The sequence below is a fragment of the Entomohabitans teleogrylli genome, assembly GCF_001484765.1.
GTDB classification, from domain to species: Bacteria; Pseudomonadota; Gammaproteobacteria; order Enterobacterales; family Enterobacteriaceae; genus Entomohabitans; species Entomohabitans teleogrylli.
In genome coordinates this window covers 270,220-289,931 of record NZ_LLXO01000012.1, presented here as the reverse complement: position 1 = coordinate 289,931, position 19,712 = coordinate 270,220, and the positions used below count along the sequence as shown (strand labels likewise).

At 58.0% G+C, this 19,712-nt stretch carries 15 protein-coding genes and 1 tRNA gene; 6 read left to right on the top strand and 10 right to left on the bottom strand.

Features of this window, described 5'->3' with window-relative positions; translation table 11 throughout:
- Positions 1-35: 35 nt before the first annotated feature.
- The 3 genes from AQ981_RS15395 to AQ981_RS15385 all read right to left on the bottom strand — a co-directional run bounded on the left by AQ981_RS15395 (position 36) and on the right by AQ981_RS15385 (position 3,005).
- The gene (locus tag AQ981_RS15395) at positions 36-1,337 is read right to left on the bottom strand and encodes a tyrosine-type recombinase/integrase (RefSeq protein ID WP_058912620.1); all 1,302 of its coding nucleotides are present in this window, start codon (positions 1,335-1,337) and stop codon (positions 36-38) included.
- A 186-nt stretch (positions 1,338-1,523) separates the two neighbouring features.
- Positions 1,524-1,608, bottom strand: a tRNA-Leu gene (locus tag AQ981_RS15390).
- 275 nt (positions 1,609-1,883) lie between these two features.
- Positions 1,884-3,005 (bottom strand): ribosomal protein uL16 3-hydroxylase, encoded by a 1,122-nt coding sequence (locus tag AQ981_RS15385; protein WP_058912619.1) that lies wholly within the window; start codon positions 3,003-3,005, stop codon positions 1,884-1,886.
- A 263-nt stretch (positions 3,006-3,268) separates the two neighbouring features.
- Here AQ981_RS15385 and ahr point away from each other — a divergent pair, with 263 nt between their 5' ends.
- The gene (gene ahr / locus AQ981_RS15380) at positions 3,269-4,288 is read left to right on the top strand and encodes an NADPH-dependent aldehyde reductase Ahr (RefSeq protein WP_058912618.1); all 1,020 of its coding nucleotides are present in this window, start codon (positions 3,269-3,271) and stop codon (positions 4,286-4,288) included.
- Positions 4,289-4,335: 47 nt separating this feature from the next.
- Here ahr and AQ981_RS15375 read toward each other — a convergent pair whose 3' ends face one another.
- Positions 4,336-5,988 carry a dihydroxyacetone kinase subunit DhaK gene (locus AQ981_RS15375; protein ID WP_058912617.1) on the bottom strand — a complete coding sequence of 551 codons (1,653 nt, stop codon included), beginning with the start codon at positions 5,986-5,988 and terminating at the stop codon, positions 4,336-4,338.
- A gap of 139 nt (positions 5,989-6,127) precedes the next feature.
- Between AQ981_RS15375 and AQ981_RS15370 the strand changes: the two genes are divergently transcribed.
- Positions 6,128-7,630 (top strand): helicase HerA-like C-terminal domain-containing protein, encoded by a 1,503-nt coding sequence (locus AQ981_RS15370; protein WP_058912616.1) that lies wholly within the window; start codon positions 6,128-6,130, stop codon positions 7,628-7,630.
- A gap of 44 nt (positions 7,631-7,674) precedes the next feature.
- Here AQ981_RS15370 and AQ981_RS15365 read toward each other — a convergent pair whose 3' ends face one another.
- The 3 genes from AQ981_RS15365 to lptF form a co-directional block, all read right to left on the bottom strand.
- Entirely contained in the window at positions 7,675-8,136 is a 462-nt protein-coding gene (locus AQ981_RS15365) for a hypothetical protein (protein WP_058912615.1), read from the bottom strand.
- A 96-nt stretch (positions 8,137-8,232) separates the two neighbouring features.
- Complete coding sequence (gene lptG, locus AQ981_RS15360) at positions 8,233-9,315, bottom strand: LPS export ABC transporter permease LptG (protein WP_058912614.1); 1,083 nt, start codon at positions 9,313-9,315, stop codon at positions 8,233-8,235.
- Positions 9,312-10,415 carry an LPS export ABC transporter permease LptF gene (gene lptF, locus AQ981_RS15355; protein WP_058912613.1) on the bottom strand — a complete coding sequence of 368 codons (1,104 nt, stop codon included), beginning with the start codon at positions 10,413-10,415 and terminating at the stop codon, positions 9,312-9,314. Before lptF ends, lptG begins: the two co-directional genes overlap by 4 nt.
- A 272-nt stretch (positions 10,416-10,687) precedes the next feature.
- Between lptF and pepA the strand changes: the two genes are divergently transcribed.
- From pepA to AQ981_RS15340, 3 genes are all read left to right on the top strand, one after another.
- Entirely contained in the window at positions 10,688-12,199 is a 1,512-nt protein-coding gene (gene pepA / locus AQ981_RS15350; RefSeq protein WP_058912612.1) for a leucyl aminopeptidase, read from the top strand.
- A gap of 213 nt (positions 12,200-12,412) precedes the next feature.
- The gene (locus AQ981_RS15345; RefSeq protein ID WP_058912611.1) at positions 12,413-12,871 is read left to right on the top strand and encodes a DNA polymerase III subunit chi; all 459 of its coding nucleotides are present in this window, start codon (positions 12,413-12,415) and stop codon (positions 12,869-12,871) included.
- Positions 12,872-12,877: 6 nt separating this feature from the next.
- Positions 12,878-15,733: a valine--tRNA ligase gene (locus AQ981_RS15340; protein ID WP_058912610.1), complete on the top strand. Its 2,856-nt coding sequence runs from the start codon at positions 12,878-12,880 to the stop codon at positions 15,731-15,733.
- 96 nt (positions 15,734-15,829) lie between these two features.
- Here AQ981_RS15340 and AQ981_RS15335 read toward each other — a convergent pair whose 3' ends face one another.
- On the bottom strand, positions 15,830-16,855 hold the full coding sequence (locus tag AQ981_RS15335) for a M48 family metallopeptidase (RefSeq protein WP_058912637.1): 1,026 nt from the start codon (positions 16,853-16,855) through the stop codon (positions 15,830-15,832).
- 2 nt (positions 16,856-16,857) lie between these two features.
- Positions 16,858-18,039 (bottom strand): YjgN family protein, encoded by a 1,182-nt coding sequence (locus tag AQ981_RS15330; protein ID WP_058912609.1) that lies wholly within the window; start codon positions 18,037-18,039, stop codon positions 16,858-16,860.
- Positions 18,040-18,324: 285 nt separating this feature from the next.
- Here AQ981_RS15330 and AQ981_RS15325 point away from each other — a divergent pair, with 285 nt between their 5' ends.
- Positions 18,325-18,828 (top strand): GNAT family N-acetyltransferase, encoded by a 504-nt coding sequence (locus AQ981_RS15325; RefSeq protein WP_058912608.1) that lies wholly within the window; start codon positions 18,325-18,327, stop codon positions 18,826-18,828.
- Positions 18,829-18,889: 61 nt separating this feature from the next.
- Here the strand turns inward: AQ981_RS15325 and AQ981_RS15320 are convergent, their stop codons facing one another.
- On the bottom strand, positions 18,890-19,699 hold the full coding sequence (locus AQ981_RS15320; RefSeq protein ID WP_058912607.1) for a hypothetical protein: 810 nt from the start codon (positions 19,697-19,699) through the stop codon (positions 18,890-18,892).
- Positions 19,700-19,712 lie beyond the last annotated feature (13 nt).

Sequence of the window (19,712 nt, the reverse complement as noted above, 5' to 3'; positions counted from 1 at the left end):
CATAATGGACAAAAATCGATGAAAGAGACTGTAATTTAAATTGTGTATCTGCCTGTTTTTGATATGTTCCTCCTTTGACCTGCTCCCCGGTTGATCTTCGCATAGTCAAACGGCGTAATCCCTTTCTCCCGGTTCGCATCCAGAAAATCAGCCCACCACTGCAACATCAACTTGCGCTCATCCAGATGTTCCGCTTTATGGATATACGCCGCCCTCACCGAATTGCGTTCCATATGGCTCATCTGCCTTTCCACCGCATCCTTCGACCATAGCCCTGACTCAATTAACGAACTACAGGCCATTGTGCGGAAGCCGTGCCCGCAAACCTCAACTTTAGTGTCATAACCCATCACGCGTAGGGCACTGTTTACGGTATTTTCACTCATTGGCTTACGCGGATCATGATCGCCAATAAAAATCAGCTCATGTTCGCCACAGAACTGTTTTATCTGCTTTAGGATCGCCAGCGCCTGCTTTGAAAGCGGCACCAGATGCGGTGTACGCATCTTTGAGCCTCGCTGAGAATGTTTTACATCAGGAATAGGCTCTCGCTCAGGCGGGATGGTCCACGTTGACGTTTCAAAATCGATTTCTGACCAGCGAGCAAAACGCAGCTCACTGGATCGAATAAAGATAAGCAGGGTGAGTTCTGTTGCCCAGCGGGTTAGCGGCCTGCCGGTGTAGCTGTCTATTTTCTGTAGTAACTCAGGAATGCGCTTTAATTCCAGCGCCGGACGATGTTGTCGATTACCGGAAGCAACCGCCCCAGCCATCTCTTGTGCCGGGTTATAATCAATTAACCCACTTTGCACTGCATAACGCATGATGGCCGTAGTGCGCTGTTGAAGACGGGCAGCAACCTCAAGACGTCCAGACATCTCTACGGCTTTAATGGGTGCTAATAAATCGCGAGTTTTTAACTCAGCGATGTTACGCTCACCAAGCGCTGCGAAGAGATTATCTTCCAGACTTTTTAGCACACGATGGGCATGATCTTCAGACCACTTTTTATTGGTGCCATGCCACTCGATCGCTACCTCTTTGAAGGTTCGAGCTTTACTCTGCTCAACCTTATCATTTTTCTTTTTGTCTCCCGGATCGACGCCATTCGCTAGCAGCTTACGCGCTTCGTCACGACGTGCTCTGGCATCCGCCAGTGTGATTTCAGGGTAAACCCCAAGTGCCAGCATCTTTTGCTTGCCGTCAAAACGGTACTGCAAACGCCAGTACTTAGAACCATTAGGGTGGACGAGAAGATGCATACCACTGCCATCAGTCAGCTTGTATTGCTTATCCGTTGGCTTGGCTGTTCTGACTTTGATATCTGTTAGAGCCATGCTTATCCCCTCCCTGTTGGTACAAGCATTATCGAACCGGAAATACCATCATCTGTACCAACATCTGTTGGTAGATACACGTTGAAGTCGGTTGACCTTGAGAGAGTTAATATAGCGGGAATGATGGGTAAATACTGGATTTCAGGCACAAAAAAAGACGTCCGTTGACGTCTATTGATGTTCCGATGGTGCCGAAGGCCGGACTCGAACCGGCACGTATTTCTACGGTTGATTTTGAATCAACTGCGTCTACCGATTTCGCCACTCCGGCACTGAAGGGGATGCGGAAAACGTCAGGGATTATACCTTCTCATGGCAAGGGTGCAACTGTTATCCCCTCACTCCCATGTTGGGTGCTGAAAAAATCAGCATCCAGATTCAGGAGGTTACCAGCCCTTAGCCATCATATGCGATTTACCCCACCACCAGAGCTGTATCCACTGAGATATCTCTGTCATCGCAAGGCAAGTATGACATCAGCACATCCGTGATGTGTGATTGTAGAACCTTACCGATCAGCCCCCGCCTGCGCAGGGGCTTCCCTTATCACTCGTCAAAAAACCAGTAGCCCTGGTTAATCAGCCCGGTGAGCTCTTCGACAAACGCCGGGTTGCGCAGCGCATCGCCCAGTTCCTGCCGGGTCAGCGCGGTGTAGCGGCACAGCGCGTCGGCCGCGGCGGCATCACTGGTCTCCAGCCGTTCACTGTTAACAAAGAAACTGTCGCCAATATGCAGCACCCGCAGCCCGCTCAGGCGCAGCAGCACACAGCCGTCGAGCAGCGCTTCCTGCACCTCCTGAGCGGTATACGGCGGTTCCGCCGGCGCAATATCCAGCTCGTGGCGCGGCGTAGTGGCGAAGCGGCCAAACCACTGCCTGAAATCCTCCGGCTGATTGATCATGTCGATCATCATGTTACGCAGACGCTCCAGTTCATACTCCTCCACCCGCCCCGGATGCTCGCGGCAGGTCAGATCCGGATCGCTGTAGTGCTCGCCGCCCAGATCGTTCTCCAGCGCATAATCGGCAAAGCTGCTGATCAGGTCGCGACCGTTCGGCCCTCGGAACCCCACCGAATAGTTAAGCGCCGTTTCGTGGGTCAGGCCGTCGTGCGGGAATCCCGGCGGGATATACAGGATATCGCCGGGCGCCAGGTCTTCATCAATAATCGGCTCGAACGGATCGACATGCAGCAGCGCCGGATGCGGACAAAACTGGCGCATCGGCAGTTTATCGCCCACCCGCCAGCGGCGGCTGCCCATTCCCTGGATGATAAACACATCGTACTGATCGATATGCGGGCCAACGCCGCCGCCCGGCACCGAAAACGAAATCATCAGGTCGTCGAGCCGCCAGTCCGGCAGCACCCGGAACGGACGCACCAGCTCCGCCGATGGCATATGCCAGTGGTTAACCGCCTGCGCCAGCAGCGACCAGCCGGTCTCTCCCAGCCCGTCAAAATGCTCAAACGGACCATTGCTGGCCTGCCATTTACCGTCGCTATGGCTCACCAGACGGCTGTCGACTTCCGGCTCCATCGCCAGCCCCGCCAGTTCATCCGGAGTAATCGGATCGACAAAGTTCGGGAACGCATTTTTTAACACCACGGGTTGCTTCTGCCAGTATTTTTCTAAAAATTCCGGCCAGTTAATATTCAATTGATACGCCATAGGTAAGATACTCTGAGAAGATAATCGCGCCTGATTATAAAGAGCCTGATACCCGGCGAGCTTTGTCAGCGGTCAATTGCCCTGAACAAAAATCGGTCGCGATTTATCGGGTTTGCCGGTACCCGCGCTGCACCAGGCCTCACCGGACGGCGACGCAGGGCACCGCGCCGCCCGGTTGCCACCTTCCGCCAACGCGCCCTTTAGCGTCTTGCTCTACACTTCTCTCAGTGCCACAACTGAATGCCAAAAACGAAGGAAGTATTATGACCATTATCAAAAGCTATGCCGCGGACCAGGCCGGTGCGGAACTGAAACTGTATCAATTCGACGCCGGGGAATTGCTGCCAGAAGATGTTGAGGTCGACGTCGAATACTGTGGTATCTGCCATTCCGATCTGTCGATGATCGACAATGAATGGGGAATGTCGCAGTACCCGCTGATCGCCGGGCATGAAGTGATTGGCCGGGTGAGCGCCCTTGGCTCAGCGGCGCAGGACAAAGGATTAAAAATCGGCCAGCGGGTCGGCATCGGCTGGACGGCGCGCAGTTGCGGCCACTGCGACGCCTGTATCGGCGGCAACCAGGTCAACTGCCTGGAAGGCAGCGTGCCGACTATCATCAACCGCGGCGGCTTTGCCGATAAGATCCGCGCTGACTGGCAATGGGCGATCCCGTTGCCGGAAGCGCTGGACATCGCCTCCGCAGGGCCGCTGCTGTGCGGCGGCATCACCGTATTCAAACCACTGCTGATGCATCACGTTACCGCCAGCAGCCGGGTCGGAGTTATCGGTATCGGCGGGCTGGGGCATATTGCCATCAAACTGCTGCGCGCCATGGGCTGTGAAGTCACGGCTTTCAGCTCCAACCCCGCCAAAGAGCAGGAGGTACGCGCCATGGGGGCCGCTCGGGTGGTCAACAGCCGCGATCCGCAGGCGCTGACCGAGCTGGCCGGGCAGTTCGATCTGATCATCAACACCGTGAACGTCGATCTCGACTGGATGCCTTACTTCCAGGCGCTGGCCTGGGGCGGTAACTTCCACACCGTCGGCGCAGTAATGACTCCATTCCCGGTGCCCGCCTTCACGCTGATCGGCGGCGATCGCAGTATTTCCGGGTCGGCCACCGGCTCACCGTCCGAACTGCGCAAACTGGTCAAATTCGCCGCCCGATCCCATGTCGCGCCGCAGATCGAACTGTACCCGATGTCGCGCATCAACGAAGCCATCCAGCATGTGCGCGATGGCAAGGCCCGCTACCGGGTGGTACTGCAGGCCGATTTCTGATCCGTTCTTCCCTTCGCCCGGTCATTTTCAGGCCGGGCAGCGGTGACTTATCCTGCTTTTCGCTTCCCGGCCAGCGCGGCAAACACTTCGGCCACCGCCACCGCGCCGGGATCTTTAACCCCCTGCAGATTATCGCTGCTCAGGTAAGAAGAACGCCCGGCGCTGGCCTGCAGCATCTCCGCCGTGGCGTCGGCGCCTTTTGCCGCCGCCTGCGCCGCCGCCTCCAGTCCTTTGGCTTTCAACGCCCCCAGCGCCGGCTCCAGCGCATCAATCAGGGTGCGATCGCCGGGCTGCGCGCCGCCATAGTGCTTCATCTGGCCCAGCCCGAAAATCAGCGCTTCCGCTAACGGCTGACCATCGGCAATTTTCTGCCCGGCGGCGGTAAAGAAAATAGACATCAGTACGCCGCTGGAACCGCCCATCACCGTCGCCAGCCGCTCGCCGATAGTTTGCAGCAGCGCCGCCGTGTCGTTGAGCGGCAGCGCATGCCGGCTGTGCAGCCGGGCAATTTCCTGCGCCCCGCGGGCAAATGTCGATCCGGTATCGCCGTCTCCGACCCGCGCATCCAGCGCGTTCAGGCGGTTTTCCTGCGCTTCCAGGGTTTGCGTCGCCGCGCTGAGCAGCGCGCTGACCCGATCATTCTCCGAAGGCTCGGCATCCACCCGTTCCTCTACCAGACGCAGCGTCTGTACCAGCATCGGGGCGAAGATCACCATCGGCTGCCAGCCGCTGGTCTGTACCTCGGCCTGCAACGCTTCAGTAATCGCGTCGTCCAGCACCATGGCGGACAGGGAGAACCCTTTCATATCCAGCGCGCTGACCAGCGCCGCCGGTCCCACCAGAAAATCAATCTGATCGCGCAGTCCGGAGTGCGCCAGCTCTTTAGTGAGCTGCGCCATTTCCAGCGCCGACACGCCCCCGAGGTTGTTAATCAGCATCACCAGCCGCGCCTCAGTGCCGGTTTTCTGCTGTAAATGGCCCACCAGAATGTCAATAATTTCCCGGCTATTGCGGGTATTCACCGTTGTTACGCCCGGTTCGCCGTGGATCCCCAGCCCCAGCTCCACTGAGCCGGGTTTAATGCGCGTCAGCTCTTCGTTGCCTGGCATGTTGCAGGTTTGCATCGCCACGCCCAGGCTGAATACGCTGTCGCAGGCGCGCTGCGCCAGGGCGCGCACCTCCCCCAGCGATCGCCCCTGTTCGGCGGCGTAACCCGCCACTTTATGCACCAGCACAGTACCGGCAATGCCGCGCGGCTGTTTGTTATCCGGCAGCGCGATATCATCCGCCACGATAACCATCTCCACCTTAAGGCCGAAATACCGCGCCCGCTCCGCCGCCAGACCAAAGTTCAGCCGGTCGCCGGTGTAGTTCTTCACAATCAGCAGACAGCCGCGATCGCCGGTCACCGCCACAATGGCATTGAGGATCGCCTCGACGCTCGGCGAGGCAAACAGATCGCCGCATACTGCCGCGGTAAGCATCCCCTTACCGACAAACCCCACGTGGGCCGGCTCGTGGCCCGAACCGCCGCCGGAAATAATCGCGACTTTGCTCTTATCCCAGTCGCTGCGCGCCACCACCCGAATGGCCGGATCGATATCCAGCCGGGTCAGGTTGCGCCACGGCGAAGAGACAATAACACCTTCTATCGCGTCATCGACCAGCTGTTTGCGGTCGTTGTAAAAGAATCTGGACATGGTTTCCTGAAAATCAGTAACTGGTATGCAAAGCATAGTCGCTGGTGGGTGATGTATCGCAAATTAAGAACACATCCGGTGTAATGAAAAGCGTAGCGTTGCTATGCTTTTATCGAGAAAAATCTGAAAGGAAATCATTATGACCGCCCCACTACTTATCGCCAGAACGCCGGATATCACCTGCTACCTTCAGCCGCGTATGGCAAACCGCCACGGGCTGATTACCGGCGCAACCGGCACCGGGAAAACCGTCACCCTGCAAAAACTCGCCGAATCGTTCTCAGAAATCGGCGTACCGGTGTTTATGGCCGACGTGAAGGGCGACCTGACCGGGGTGGCCAGAGAGGGTCAGAGTTCAGAAAAGCTGCTGGCGCGGCTGAACGGCATTGGCGTCAGCGACTGGCAGCCGCACCCGAACCCGGTGGTGCTGTGGGATATCTTCGGCCAGCGCGGTCATCCGGTACGTGCCACGGTTTCCGATCTTGGTCCGCTGCTGCTGGCGCGGCTGCTGAACCTCAACGAGGTGCAGTCTGGGGTGCTGAACATCATTTTCCGCATTGCCGACGACCAGGGGCTACTGTTGCTCGATTTCAAAGATCTGCGCGCCATCACCCAGTATGTCGGCGATAACGCTAAATCATTCCAGAACCAGTACGGCAACATCAGCTCCGCCTCGGTGGGCGCCATCCAGCGCGGTCTGCTGACCCTTGAGCAGCAGGGAGCGGAGCACTTCTTCGGCGAACCGATGCTTGATATCCATGACTGGATGCGCACCGATACCAGCGGCAAAGGCATCATTAACATTCTGGCGGCGGAAAAGCTCTACCAGATGCCGAAACTGTATGCCGCCAGCCTGCTGTGGATGCTCTCCGAACTGTATGAGCAGTTGCCGGAGGCCGGCGATCCCGACAAACCTAAACTGGTGTTTTTCTTTGACGAAGCTCACCTGCTGTTTAACGACGCGCCGCAGGTGCTGCTGGATAAGATTGAGCAGGTTATCCGCCTGATCCGTTCCAAAGGCGTCGGCGTCTGGTTCGTTTCCCAGAACCCTTCCGATATCCCGGATAACGTGCTGGGGCAACTGGGTAACCGGGTGCAGCACGCCCTGCGCGCTTTCACCCCCAAAGACCAGAAAGCGGTTAAAAGCGCCGCCCAGACTATGCGCCCCAACCCGGCATTTGACACCGAAAAAGCCATTCAGGAGCTGGGCACCGGCGAAGCGCTGGTCTCGTTCCTTGATGAAAAAGGCAGCCCTTCGGTGGTGGAGCGCGCCATGGTCATCGCTCCCTGTTCGCGGATGGGACCGGTGACTGACGATGAGCGCAACGGGCTGCTCAATAGCTCGCCGCTGTACGGCAAATATGAAGATGCCATAGACCGCGAATCGGCCTACGAAATGCTGCAAAAAGGCGTGCAGCAGGCCGCCGATGAACAACATACGCCGCCGGTCCCCGGTAAAAATGCCGCCGCCGATGACGGGCTGTTAGGAGGGCTGAAAGACATTCTGTTCGGCACCACCGGACCGCGCGGCGGTAAGAAAGACGGCGTAGTGCAGACCATGGCAAAGAGCGCGGCGCGGCAGATTACCAACCAGATCGTGCGCGGCGTACTGGGGGGCATCCTCGGCGGACGCCGGCGCTAGCGCCCTAACCGGAGGAGCGATGCCGCCGCGCCTCCGGCTCTCTATCAGGCATCGCCGTAGCCGCACTGACTGCGCTCTTTTTCCAGTCGCCCCTGCCGCCACCAGACGCCCACGGCCAACACCGCCAGCAGTCCCTGGTGCAGATAAAAAACCGGATGCTCGCGCAGTACTATCAGCCCATAGATAAATGCCGCTATTGCCAGCCTGAGGATCTGTGTCATCAGCCATTCGACAACGGAAAACAGCCACAGCACCCGATCGGCGTCTTTCTCCTGCGGCGAGTCGCGCGCCACCATGCCGACAGCCTGCATCCGGCGTCGAAAGGTCCGCGCAGCCAGCGCATATCCTGCCGCCAGCCCGCCAGACAATATCATTTCCAGCACCAGCAGCGGGGTGATATCCATAAATATCAGCGCCGCGCTGAACAGCAGCAATATCAGCCCCTCCAGCAGAGCAATGGCAACAGAGGTCGTGGAACGAATAAGCAGCGACAGGGGTTTTATCATATGTCCCGGCCATCCATGGGGATTGTGCGATATCACGACAGCGAGGTTCCCGACGCTTCCCGCTAATGTATGCCGCGGAAAGCGCCGGATGACGGGTCAGGCTTTTTTCATCAGCAGCCACAGGCTGATAAGCAGGAAGGTACCGCTGGGCAGCAGAGCCCCGAGCAGCGGCGGAATATTGTACACCAGGCTCAGCGGACCGAAGATCTGATCCAGCACATAGAACACAAACCCAAAGCTGATACCGGTCACCACCCTTACCCCCATCGGCACGCTGCGCAGCGGCCCGAAGATAAACGACAGCGCCATCAGCATCATCACCGCCACCGAGATCGGCTGGAAAATCTTGCTCCACATGTTCAACTGATAGCGCCCGGCGTCCTGGCCGCTGGACTTCAGATAGGTCACGTAGTTGTGCAGGCCACTGATCGACAGGGCGTCCGGGTCCAGCGCCACGACGCCCAGTTTGTCCGGCGTCAGGTTGGTCTTCCAGGTGCCGCTCACGGTCTGGGAGCCGTCAATCCAGTTCGGGTTAGTCAGATCGGACTCATCCACCTGCGAGAGGTGCCAGACCTTCTGTTGCGCATCAAACTTCGCCGTCGCGGCATAGCGCACCGACTCCAGGCGCCGCTCCTTGTTGAAGTTATAGATGCTGATACCGTCCAGCTCGTTATTGCCCTTGATATGTTCGATATAGACAAAACTGTTGCCGTCTTTCGCCCACAGCCCCTGCTGGGTGGAGAGCAGCGAGCCGCCGTACATTTGCTGCGCCCGGTAGTTACGCGCCAGTTGTTCCCCCTGCGGCGCCACCCACTCGCCGATCGCCATGGTCAGCAGCACCAGCGGAATCGCGGTCTTCATCACCGACGCCGCCACCTGCATACGGGTGAAGCCGGATGCCTGCATCACCACCAGCTCGCTACGCTGGGCCAGCATCCCCAGCCCCAGCAGCGCGCCGAGCAGCGCCGCCATCGGGAAGAAGATCTGCACATCTTTCGGTATGCTCAGCAGGGTATAAATGCCCGCGCCCAGCGCGGTATACGCCCCCTGGCCGGCCTTTTTCAGTTGATCGACAAACTTGATAATGCCGGACAGGGACACCAGCATGAACAGGGTCATCATGATGGTGTTAAAAATGGTTTTACCGATATAGCGGTCAAGAACGCCAAAACCGATCATTCTGCGCCTCCTGTACGGGCAAAGCGCGCGCGGAATTTACGCACCGGCACGGTATCCCAGACGTTGAGGGCCAGCGCCAGCGCCAGATAAAGCATATTCACCAGCCACATCCAGATCATCGGGTCCAGCTTGCCTTTGGCGCCGTTGGAGCGAATTGAGGTCTGTAGCAGGAAAAATACCAGATACAGCAGCACCGCCGGCAGCATCGACAATACCCGCCCCTGACGCGGGTTTACCACGCTGAGCGGCACCACCATCAGCGCCATAATCGCTACCGCCAGCACCAGCGTAATACGCCAGTGGAACTCGGCGCGGGCTTTATTGCTGTCCTGACTCCAAAGCATAGCCATACTCATCTGCTCAGCGTCATCGTCGTCCGCCGCGACCGGCTGATGGCCGATAATCGCCTGGTAGTTCTGGAAATCGGTGATCCGGAAGTCGCGCAGCATCGCCGTTCCCTCAAAGCGCGTCCCCTTATTGAGGGTCACCACCTGGGAACCGTCCGGACGCTGGGAGAGATGGCCGGCATCCGCCACCACCACCGAAGGCCGCGCGTTGCCTCTCGGGCGCAACTGAGCGAGGAACACGTCGCGGAAATCGCTGCCATCAACGCTTTCGATAAACAGGACCGCGTTGCCGTCGCCGGACTGCTGGAACTGGCCCTGAGCCAGCGCTGCCAGCCCGGGGTTGGCCCTGGCTTCGGCCAGCACCTCGTCCTGATGGCGCGACGACCACGGCCCCGCCCACATCACGTTCACCGCCGCCAGCACGCCGGTGAACAGCGTCAACAGCATCGCCGCTTTAATCAGCACTGAACTGCTCAGGCCGCAGGCATGCATAACGGTAATTTCGCTTTCGGTATACATGCGCCCGAAAGTCATCAACAGCCCCATGAACAGACTCAGGGGCAGGATCAACTGGAGCATTTCAGGCAGCCCCAGGCCCAGCAGTGAGAGCACCAGACTGGTGGGGATTTCACCGTCCACCGCCGAGCCGAGAATCTTCACCAGTTTCTGGCAAAAGAAGATCAACAGCAGAATGAACAGGATCGCCAGTTGGCTTTTGAGCGTCTCGCGAACCAGATATCTTATGATTATCACATTAAATACGCCTGTGAAAACGAGTCTTTTTGCAGGAAAATGGCTTGTTTCATCGCTTAAAGGTCATTTATTCTCTTGAGTCGTTGAAAACATCGCTAAGATTGATGTATCCGACGGTTTCACGTCCGGCACATGACATTTGGCGCGCTGAAACCGGTAAAATCATTCGTTAAGATTAACACGAAGTCATCACAACAGCGGACACAGGTAATGAAAGTTACAATTCTATCCATACCCGCCGCTGTTGTCTTTAAGATTCAGGAGCGTAGTGGATGGAGTTCAGTGTAAAAAGCGGCAGCCCTGAGAAGCAGCGCAGTGCCTGCATTGTTGTCGGCGTTTTTGAGCCGCGCCGTCTCTCCCCGATAGCCGAACAGCTCGACAAAATCAGCGACGGCTACATCAGCGCCCTGTTGCGCCGCGGCGAGCTGGAAGGTAAACCGGGTCAGACTTTGTTATTACATCACGTTCCGAATGTGCTGTCTGAACGTATTCTGCTTATTGGCTGCGGCAAAGAGCGTGAACTGGACGAGCGCCAGTACAAACAGGTCATTCAGAAGACCATCAACACGCTGAATGATACCGGCTCCATGGAAGCGGTCTGTTTCCTGACCGAGCTGCACGTCAAGGGGCGCAATACCTACTGGAAAGTGCGCCAGGCGGTGGAAACCGCCAAAGAGACCCTGTACAGCTTCGACCAGTTGAAGACCAATAAAAGCGAGCCGCGCCGCCCGCTGCGCAAAATGGTCTTCAACGTTCCCACCCGCCGCGAACTGACCAGCGGCGAGCGCGCCATCCAGCACGGCCTGGCTATCGCCGCCGGCATCAAGGCCGCCAAAGATCTGGGCAATATGCCGCCCAATATCTGTAACGCCGCCTATCTGGCCTCTCAGGCCCGCCAGCTGGCGGACGCCTTCAGTAAGAATGTCGTCACCCGGGTTATCGGCGAACAGCAGATGAAAGAGCTGGGCATGCACGCCTATCTGGCGGTCGGCCAGGGCTCGCGCAACGAGTCGCTGATGTCGGTTATCGAATATAAAGGCAATGCCGCCGCCGATTCTCGCCCCATCGTGCTGGTGGGTAAAGGCCTGACTTTCGACTCCGGCGGTATCTCCATCAAGCCTGCCGAAGCGATGGACGAAATGAAGTACGACATGTGCGGCGCGGCGGCGGTGTACGGCGTGATGCGCATGGTGGCGGAGCTACAGCTTCCCGTCAACGTAGTGGGGGTGCTGGCCGGCTGTGAGAATATGCCCGGCGGCGGCGCCTATCGCCCGGGAGATGTGCTGACCACAATGTCCGGCCAGACTGTGGAAGTGCTCAATACCGACGCCGAAGGGCGCCTGGTGCTGTGCGATGTGCTGACTTACGTTGAGCGCTTTGAGCCGGAAGTGGTGATCGATGTCGCGACCCTCACCGGCGCCTGCGTCATCGCCCTCGGCCACCATATCACCGGCCTGATGTCGAACCACAACCCGCTGGCCCACGAGCTGGTCGGCGCGTCAGAGCTGGCGGGCGACCGCGCCTGGCGCCTGCCGATGAGCGACGAATTCCAGGAGCAACTGGATTCCAACTTCGCGGATATGGCCAACATCGGCGGCCGTCCCGGCGGCGCCATTACCGCGGCCTGCTTCCTGTCGCGCTTTACCCGCAAGTACAACTGGGCGCATCTGGATATCGCCGGCACCGCCTGGCGCTCCGGCAAAGCCAAAGGCGCCACCGGGCGCCCGGTGGCGATGCTGTCGCAGTTCCTGCTCAATCGCGCCGGATTTAGCGGCGAAGAGTAAGGCGCAGGCGTGGTAAGATAGCCTCCCCCGGCGTGACCTGTCGCGCCGGGGGATGTTTATATCAGTGATACTTCAGGTTGCCTGCGTTCGCTCTCCCCCGCCGCTCATTTAAGGGGATGCGTTCACGCGCCGTCTTGCGGCAACGCGAAGAATTCAGGGTATACGCACAGCCGATGGCGCTCCGTTTAAACCGAACCACAGAAGCCACATATAATGAAAAACGCAACGTTCTATCTGCTGGACCATGACAACACCGCTGACGGCCTGAGCGCCGTGGAACAGCTGGTGTGCGACCTTGCCGCGGAACGTTGGCGTACGGGAAAGCGTATTCTGATCGCCTGCGGCGATGAAGCCCAGGCGATACGCCTTGACGAGGCGCTGTGGCAGCGCGACGCGAACAGCTTCGTGCCCCACAATCTGGCAGGGGAAGGCCCGCGCGCCGGCGCGCCGGTGGAGCTGGCCTGGCCGGCGCGGCGCGGCAGCGCCCCCCGCGACCTGCTGATCAGCCTGCTGCCGCAGTTTGCAGATTTTGCCACCGCTTTCCCGGAAGTGATAGACTTCGTTCCTTACGAGGAATCCCAGAAACAGCTGGCGCGCGAACGCTACAAAGCCTACCGCGTCGCCGGTTTCCACTTGACCACGGCCACCCCGCCGGTGCCCGGAACGACATAGCAGACAATGGAAAAGACATACAACCCACAAGAAATCGAACAGCCGCTTTACGAGCACTGGGAACAGCAGGGCTACTTTAAACCGAATGGCGACACCGGCCAGGAGAGCTTCTGCATCATGATCCCGCCGCCGAACGTCACCGGCAGTCTGCATATGGGTCACGCCTTCCAGCAGACCATCATGGATACCATGATCCGCTACCAGCGCATGCAGGGTAAAAACACCCTGTGGCAGGCCGGTACCGATCACGCCGGTATCGCTACCCAGATGGTTGTGGAACGCAAAATCGCCGCCGAAGAAGGGAAAAACCGCCACGATTACGGTCGCGACGCCTTTATCGAAAAAATCTGGCAGTGGAAAGCGGAATCCGGCGGCACCATCACCCGTCAGATGCGCCGTCTGGGTAACTCGGTGGACTGGGAGCGCGAACGCTTCACCATGGATGAAGGCCTGTCCAACGCGGTGAAAGAAGTCTTTGTGCGCCTGTATAAAGAGGACCTGATTTACCGCGGTAAGCGCCTGGTGAACTGGGATCCGAAACTGCGCACCGCGATTTCCGATCTGGAAGTGGAAAACCGCGAGTCGAAAGGCTCGATGTGGCACATCCGCTATCCGCTGTCCGACGGCGCCAAAACCGCGGACGGCAAAGATTATCTGGTGGTCGCCACCACCCGTCCGGAAACCCTGCTGGGCGATACCGGCGTGGCGGTTAATCCGGAAGATCCGCGCTACAAAGACCTGATTGGCAAATTCGTGATGCTGCCGCTGGTCAACCGCCGTATTCCGATCGTCGGCGACGAACATGCCGATATGGAAAAAGGCACCGGCTGCGTGAAGATCACCCCGGCCCACGACTTTAACGACTACGAAGTCGGTAAGCGCCACGCGCTGCCGATGATCAACATCTTTACCTTCGATGGCGATATCCGCGCCAGCGCCGAAGTCTTCGATACTAACGGCGTCGAATCCACTGTCTACAGCAGCGAACTGCCGGAGGCGTTCCGCAATCTGGAACGTTTCGCCGCCCGTAAAGCGGTGGTCGCCGCTATCGACGCGCTGGGCCTGCTCGACGAGGTGAAACCGCACGACCTGACGGTGCCGTACGGCGACCGCGGCGGGGTGGTTATCGAGCCGATGCTGACCGATCAGTGGTATGTCCGGGTTGCGCCGCTGGCCAAACCGGCTATCGAAGCGGTGGAAAACGGCGATATTCAGTTTGTGCCGAAGCAGTATGAAAACATGTACTTCTCCTGGATGCGCGACATTCAGGACTGGTGCATTTCGCGCCAGTTGTGGTGGGGCCACCGGATCCCGGCGTGGTACGACGCGCAGGGTAACGTCTACGTTGGCCGTAACGAGGAAGAAGTACGTCAGGAAAACAACATCCCGGCGGACATCGCCCTCAGCCAGGACGACGACGTGCTGGACACCTGGTTCTCTTCAGCGCTGTGGACCTTCTCAACGCTGGGTTGGCCGGAAAACACTGAAGCGCTGAAAACCTTCCACCCCACCAGCGTGCTGGTGAGCGGCTTCGATATTATCTTCTTCTGGATTGCACGCATGATCATGATGACCATGCACTTCATCAAAGATGAAGACGGCAAGCCGCAGGTGCCGTTTAAGACCGTCTATATGACCGGGCTTATCCGCGACGAAGAAGGCCAGAAGATGTCCAAATCCAAGGGCAACGTTATCGACCCGCTGGACATGGTGGACGGTATTTCGCTGGACGATCTGCTGGAGAAACGCACCGGCAATATGATGCAGCCGCAGCTGGCTGAGAAGATCCGCAAGCGTACTGAAAAACAGTTCCCCAACGGTATTGAACCACACGGCACCGACGCCCTGCGCTTCACTCTCGCGGCGCTGGCGTCCACCGGTCGCGATATCAACTGGGATATGAAGCGTCTGGAAGGCTACCGCAACTTCTGTAATAAGCTGTGGAACGCCAGCCGTTTCGTGCTGATGAATACCGAAGATCAGGACTGCGGCTTTAACGGCGGCGAGATGACCCTGTCGCTGGCCGATCGCTGGATTCTCGCGGAGTTCAACCAGACCGTGAAGGCGTACCGCGAAGCGCTGGATAACTACCGTTTCGATATCGCGGCGGGCATTCTGTATGAATTCACCTGGAACCAGTTCTGCGACTGGTACCTGGAGCTGACCAAACCGGTAATGAACGGCGGCAGCGAAGCCGAACTGCGCGGCACCCGCCACACGCTGGTGACGGTGCTGGAGGCCCTGTTGCGTCTGGCGCATCCGATTATTCCGTTTATCACGGAAACCATCTGGCAGCGCGTGAAGGTGCTTAAAGGTATCAGCGCCGATACCATCATGCTGCAGCCATTCCCGCAGTTCGACGCCGCGCAGGTGGATGAAGCGGCGCTGGCCGATACCGAATGGCTGAAGCAGGCGATTGTCGCGGTGCGTAATATCCGTGCGGAGATGAATATCGCCCCGGGTAAACCGCTGGAGCTGCTGCTGCGCGGCTGTAGCCAGGATGCCGTGCGTCGCGTGAACGACAACCGTAACTTCCTGCAAACCCTGGCGCGTCTGGAAAGCATCACTGTGCTGCCGGCGGATGATAAAGGACCGGTATCGGTAACCAAAATTATCGATGGCGCCGAGCTGCTGATCCCGATGGCCGGGCTTATCGACAAGGACGCCGAACTGGCGCGCCTGGCGAAAGAAGTGGCCAAAATCGAAGGTGAAATCAGCCGTATTGAAGCCAAGCTGGGCAACGACGGCTTTGTCGCCCGGGCGCCGGAGGCGGTGATCGCCAAAGAGCGCGAGAAGCTGGACGGTTATGCGCAGGCGAAAGCGAAGCTGATTGAGCAGCAGGCGGTCATTGCCGCGCTGTAATGATTGTCTGAGCTTAAGTACGGAAAAGGCCGGGAAACCGGCCTTTTTATTGTCTGCCACACGCAGGTCAGCACAACCCACAGCGATTATTGCCGGTCAGCGCGCGGCTTCCGCCCGCAGCATCTTCAGACGCTCGCTCATTGCCGGGTGCGTGCTTACCCAGCTCCACGACTCATCCGACACGGCTTCCTCTTTTGCGGCACTCTGTTCCAGCGCCTGATACACCTCGATCATCGCCGCCAACGAACGCTGCTGCGCGCGCATCCCGGCAACCGCAAACCGATCCGCTTCGCGCTCCATATCCCGGGAAAACTGCATCTGGTCAAGGAACGCCGCGGACTGCAACAGCGTATCGCCAATCCCGCTGACATCCCCCATCGCCCACATCATCAGTAGCGTCACCAGCGACGATCGCACCAGCATCTGCATACCGTGACGGTGATGATGATGGCCCATTTCATGCAGCATCACCGCCGCCAGCGCATCATCGCTTTTCGCCAGCGCCACCAGTTGATCGCTCATCACCAGCGTGCCGTCAGGCAACATAAACGCGTTGGCCCCCTGCGGGATGCGCATCAGCCTGAGTTTCACCGGCGTCGGGTCCTGGCGCATCTCCGCCGGCAGGGTTTGCCGGAACAGCGCCCCCAGCGCCCGCTGACGCTCCTCCGGCAGCGCCGACGCCCTGAAGCCGCTATCTTTTTCCAGCAGCCACAGCGCATATTCCCCGATTCGCTGTTCGGCCGCCGCCGGTACACTACGTGCTATTGTCTGGCTCAGCCACGGTAGCGCGCCGTAATACCAGAATGCGCCACAGAATAGCGAAATCAACAGCGCGATGATCACGCCAAACTTGTGGCGCTCAAGACGGTGAACCAGACCCGGCCTGCGCTGACTGAAATACCACGCCCGGAAAGACGCATCCTCGGCGGGCACAAAGCGCCCGCCATCGGGAAAAGTGATAAACAGCGGAATGGTGCCCAGCGCGTCGGACACCGTAATGTCCTCCAGCGCGAATAGCCGCTCCCCGTCATCAGTATGCAGTACCAACGTCGTACCGGGGCGCAGCGACGCGGCAACGCGCTGCGCCCGTCCGGGAGGCTGATAGTACCCCTCGCAGACCATCATCACAGTCCGATGTTCAAATCCAGCGCCTGCACCATCTCTTCAGCGACCGCCACGCCGGCAGTATCGCCGTGGGCATTTACCATCGCCAGCGACGTATCCCCTTCGATATGGGTATTTTCCGCCAGATAGCGGGCATGGCGAATATGAGCGACCGGCGACGCCAGACCCAGGGTGAATATCACCAGCAGAGAGTTAGTGATAAGCAAACCGAGGTACTCCCCGGTGGTCAGCGAAGAGCGCAGCACCAGTTGCCCGTCACACAGCGAGGTCCGGGAAAACAGATAATTACGATGAGCGACAAACAGGTAGCAGGCGGCAATAAAAAAGCCTGCCAGCATAATCAGATACACCATGATAATCATGAAAACGTTGCCGACTAACAGCGCGGCATATGCATCCGGAGAAGCCAGCGCCGTTCCCAGCGATACCACCATCATGCCGGAGCTTAACAGGACGAACGGTAAGATGATTAATACGGAGATAAAAGCCATCTTAATAAATTTTTTCTTACTCAGCGCCGCGGTAAATTTCTGATTGCCAAAATAAAGATTATTGACATACAGGTCATAGCGCATAGCGGCGAAAATACCGCTCAGTACTACGCTGCCGGCGGCCAGCGCAATAATCATCAGCAGGCCCACAATCAGCGCCGCCGCGATACTACCGGAGGAGTGCACCGCGAAATTCAGGCCAGAAAACAACACGACGACACCCAGTACCGCGACCACCGGAAAGCCGAACATCACCCAGTAAGCCCGGCCAATGCGGCAATGGTAATTAAAACGCACGCCGCGATAGCTACTCATAATCGCATGGTAACGCCAGCTACGAATGATTATCCACGGGATCAGCGCAGCAAACACAATCGCTATCACCGCCCCAAAGGCCGGCATCAGAAACATCGCCAGATAAAAAATAATGATAGCGCCAATCACCAGCAGTCGGCCCAGCAGAATCTGCATCGGCCTGGCGTGGTAGTCGAACCGATCGCCATCCAGTTCGAGATTGCCATAGAAATAACGTTTATTACGCACCGTCGCCCAGGCAGAGTAAATTCCCAGGGTGATGATCGTTAATAATAAATTAACCAGCCAGATTGAAAAATACTCGCCGCTCTTACCATGAAAAATAAATGCATTTATTTTATTCAGGCGCGTCTGTGCGCTCTGTTGAACATCCATAAAAGATCCCTTTTGCAAACATAGAAACTATCCCATCGGCGTCATTTAACCATAGACTTGTTAAACAATAAACCCGACGGCGAATAGTGTCGCAATATCCTTATCTGCCATGGAAGCCATTCCTGAAAATTCCGATTACCGCCGCGCTGCCAGAGGTATTTTGTAGCGTCTTAACACGGTTTAGCAGGGGAAAAATGCGGGTCGCCACGCCTGGCTAACATGCAACTTGAACCAGGGCCGGGACAAATGATATTAAATAGACACGGATATTATTGAGTTATATGTATGAGAAACAATAGCTTTCCGAACATTAATTTGCGCCTGATAAAAAAAGCGGACAATTTAGCCATTGCCAGGGTCATTCGCCAGGTCTCCGCCGAATTTGGACTGACCGCCGATAAAGGCTATACCGTCGCCGATCCCAATCTGGACCAGCTCTATGAACTGTACAGCCAGCCAGGCCACGCTTACTGGGTAGTGGAAATCGACGGGCAGATCGCGGGCGGCGGCGGCGTCGCGCCATTGGCCTGCAGCGATCCGGGTATCTGCGAGCTGCAAAAGATGTATTTCCTGCCAGCAGCGCGCGGTAAAGGGCTGGCGAAAACCCTGGCGCTTCAGGCGCTGGAGTTTGCCCGCGAACAGGGTTTCCGCCAGTGCTACCTGGAAACTACCGGCTTCCTCAACCAGGCCATTGGGCTGTATGAAAAGCTGGGCTTCGAGCATATCCCCGAAGCGCTGGGCTGCACCGGCCACGTAGACTGCGAAGTGCGGATGCTAAAAACCCTGTAATGCCCCCGCCGCGGTTTAACGGTTTTAATAGCTCAACGCGGGCGGCGCCGCCAGTGGCGGTTTACTTAACCGCCACCGAGTAGCGAATAATCGCCGCGGCGCGATCTTCCGGCAGTTTAAACACCTCTTCCCACAGAGCCTGGACCATATCACACACCAGCGCTTCCTGGCCTACGGCGCGCTCCGGGTGCGCGGTAAGATCGAAATTGTCGCCATAGCGCTGGATCAGATTGCGGATAATCGGCTGAACATCGCGATGCGCCTGCTCGCGTTCATCCTCCGTCACCGTATGTTTCTGAGCGCCAAACGAGGCATTGTACATTTGCGCATCCACCTTCATGCGCTGCGCCACCGCATCCGGCGGTAGCCAGCGCAGCGGATTAACGCCCCCTTTCACCGCCGGATAAAGAAAGCGGAAGCAAATATCCTCTCCCTGCTTCTCCATCAGCGCCGTCTGGGCCATATTGGCTTTCATATACGCCACGGCATCGGCGTCCGGCGTTTGCTGCAGACGCAGCATTGAGACGCGCAGGATCTGCTGCTGCAGGGTATCAAGCTGTTCCTGCTCGCTTTTCCCCTGGCGCTGCATCGCCAGCGCCTGCTCGCGCAGGTGATGCCACAGCGCAGGGTCTTTTTCCTGAATCGCCTGATACAGCGGCACCCGCGCCATCGCCTCATCAAACTGTGTCGTCTGCCCGGTTTGCTCTGGCGCGCCGCGCTGGTGGTGCCAGAATAACCCCGCCGCGATGACGGCGGCCAGGGCGATGGCCACGGACAGCAGGCGCATGACCGGCGATCGTTTGCGCATGACCAGATAAACCACCACGATCAGCAACACCCCGAGCAGGGCGATAATCGGTAAATAAGTCATGTTAATTCTCTGA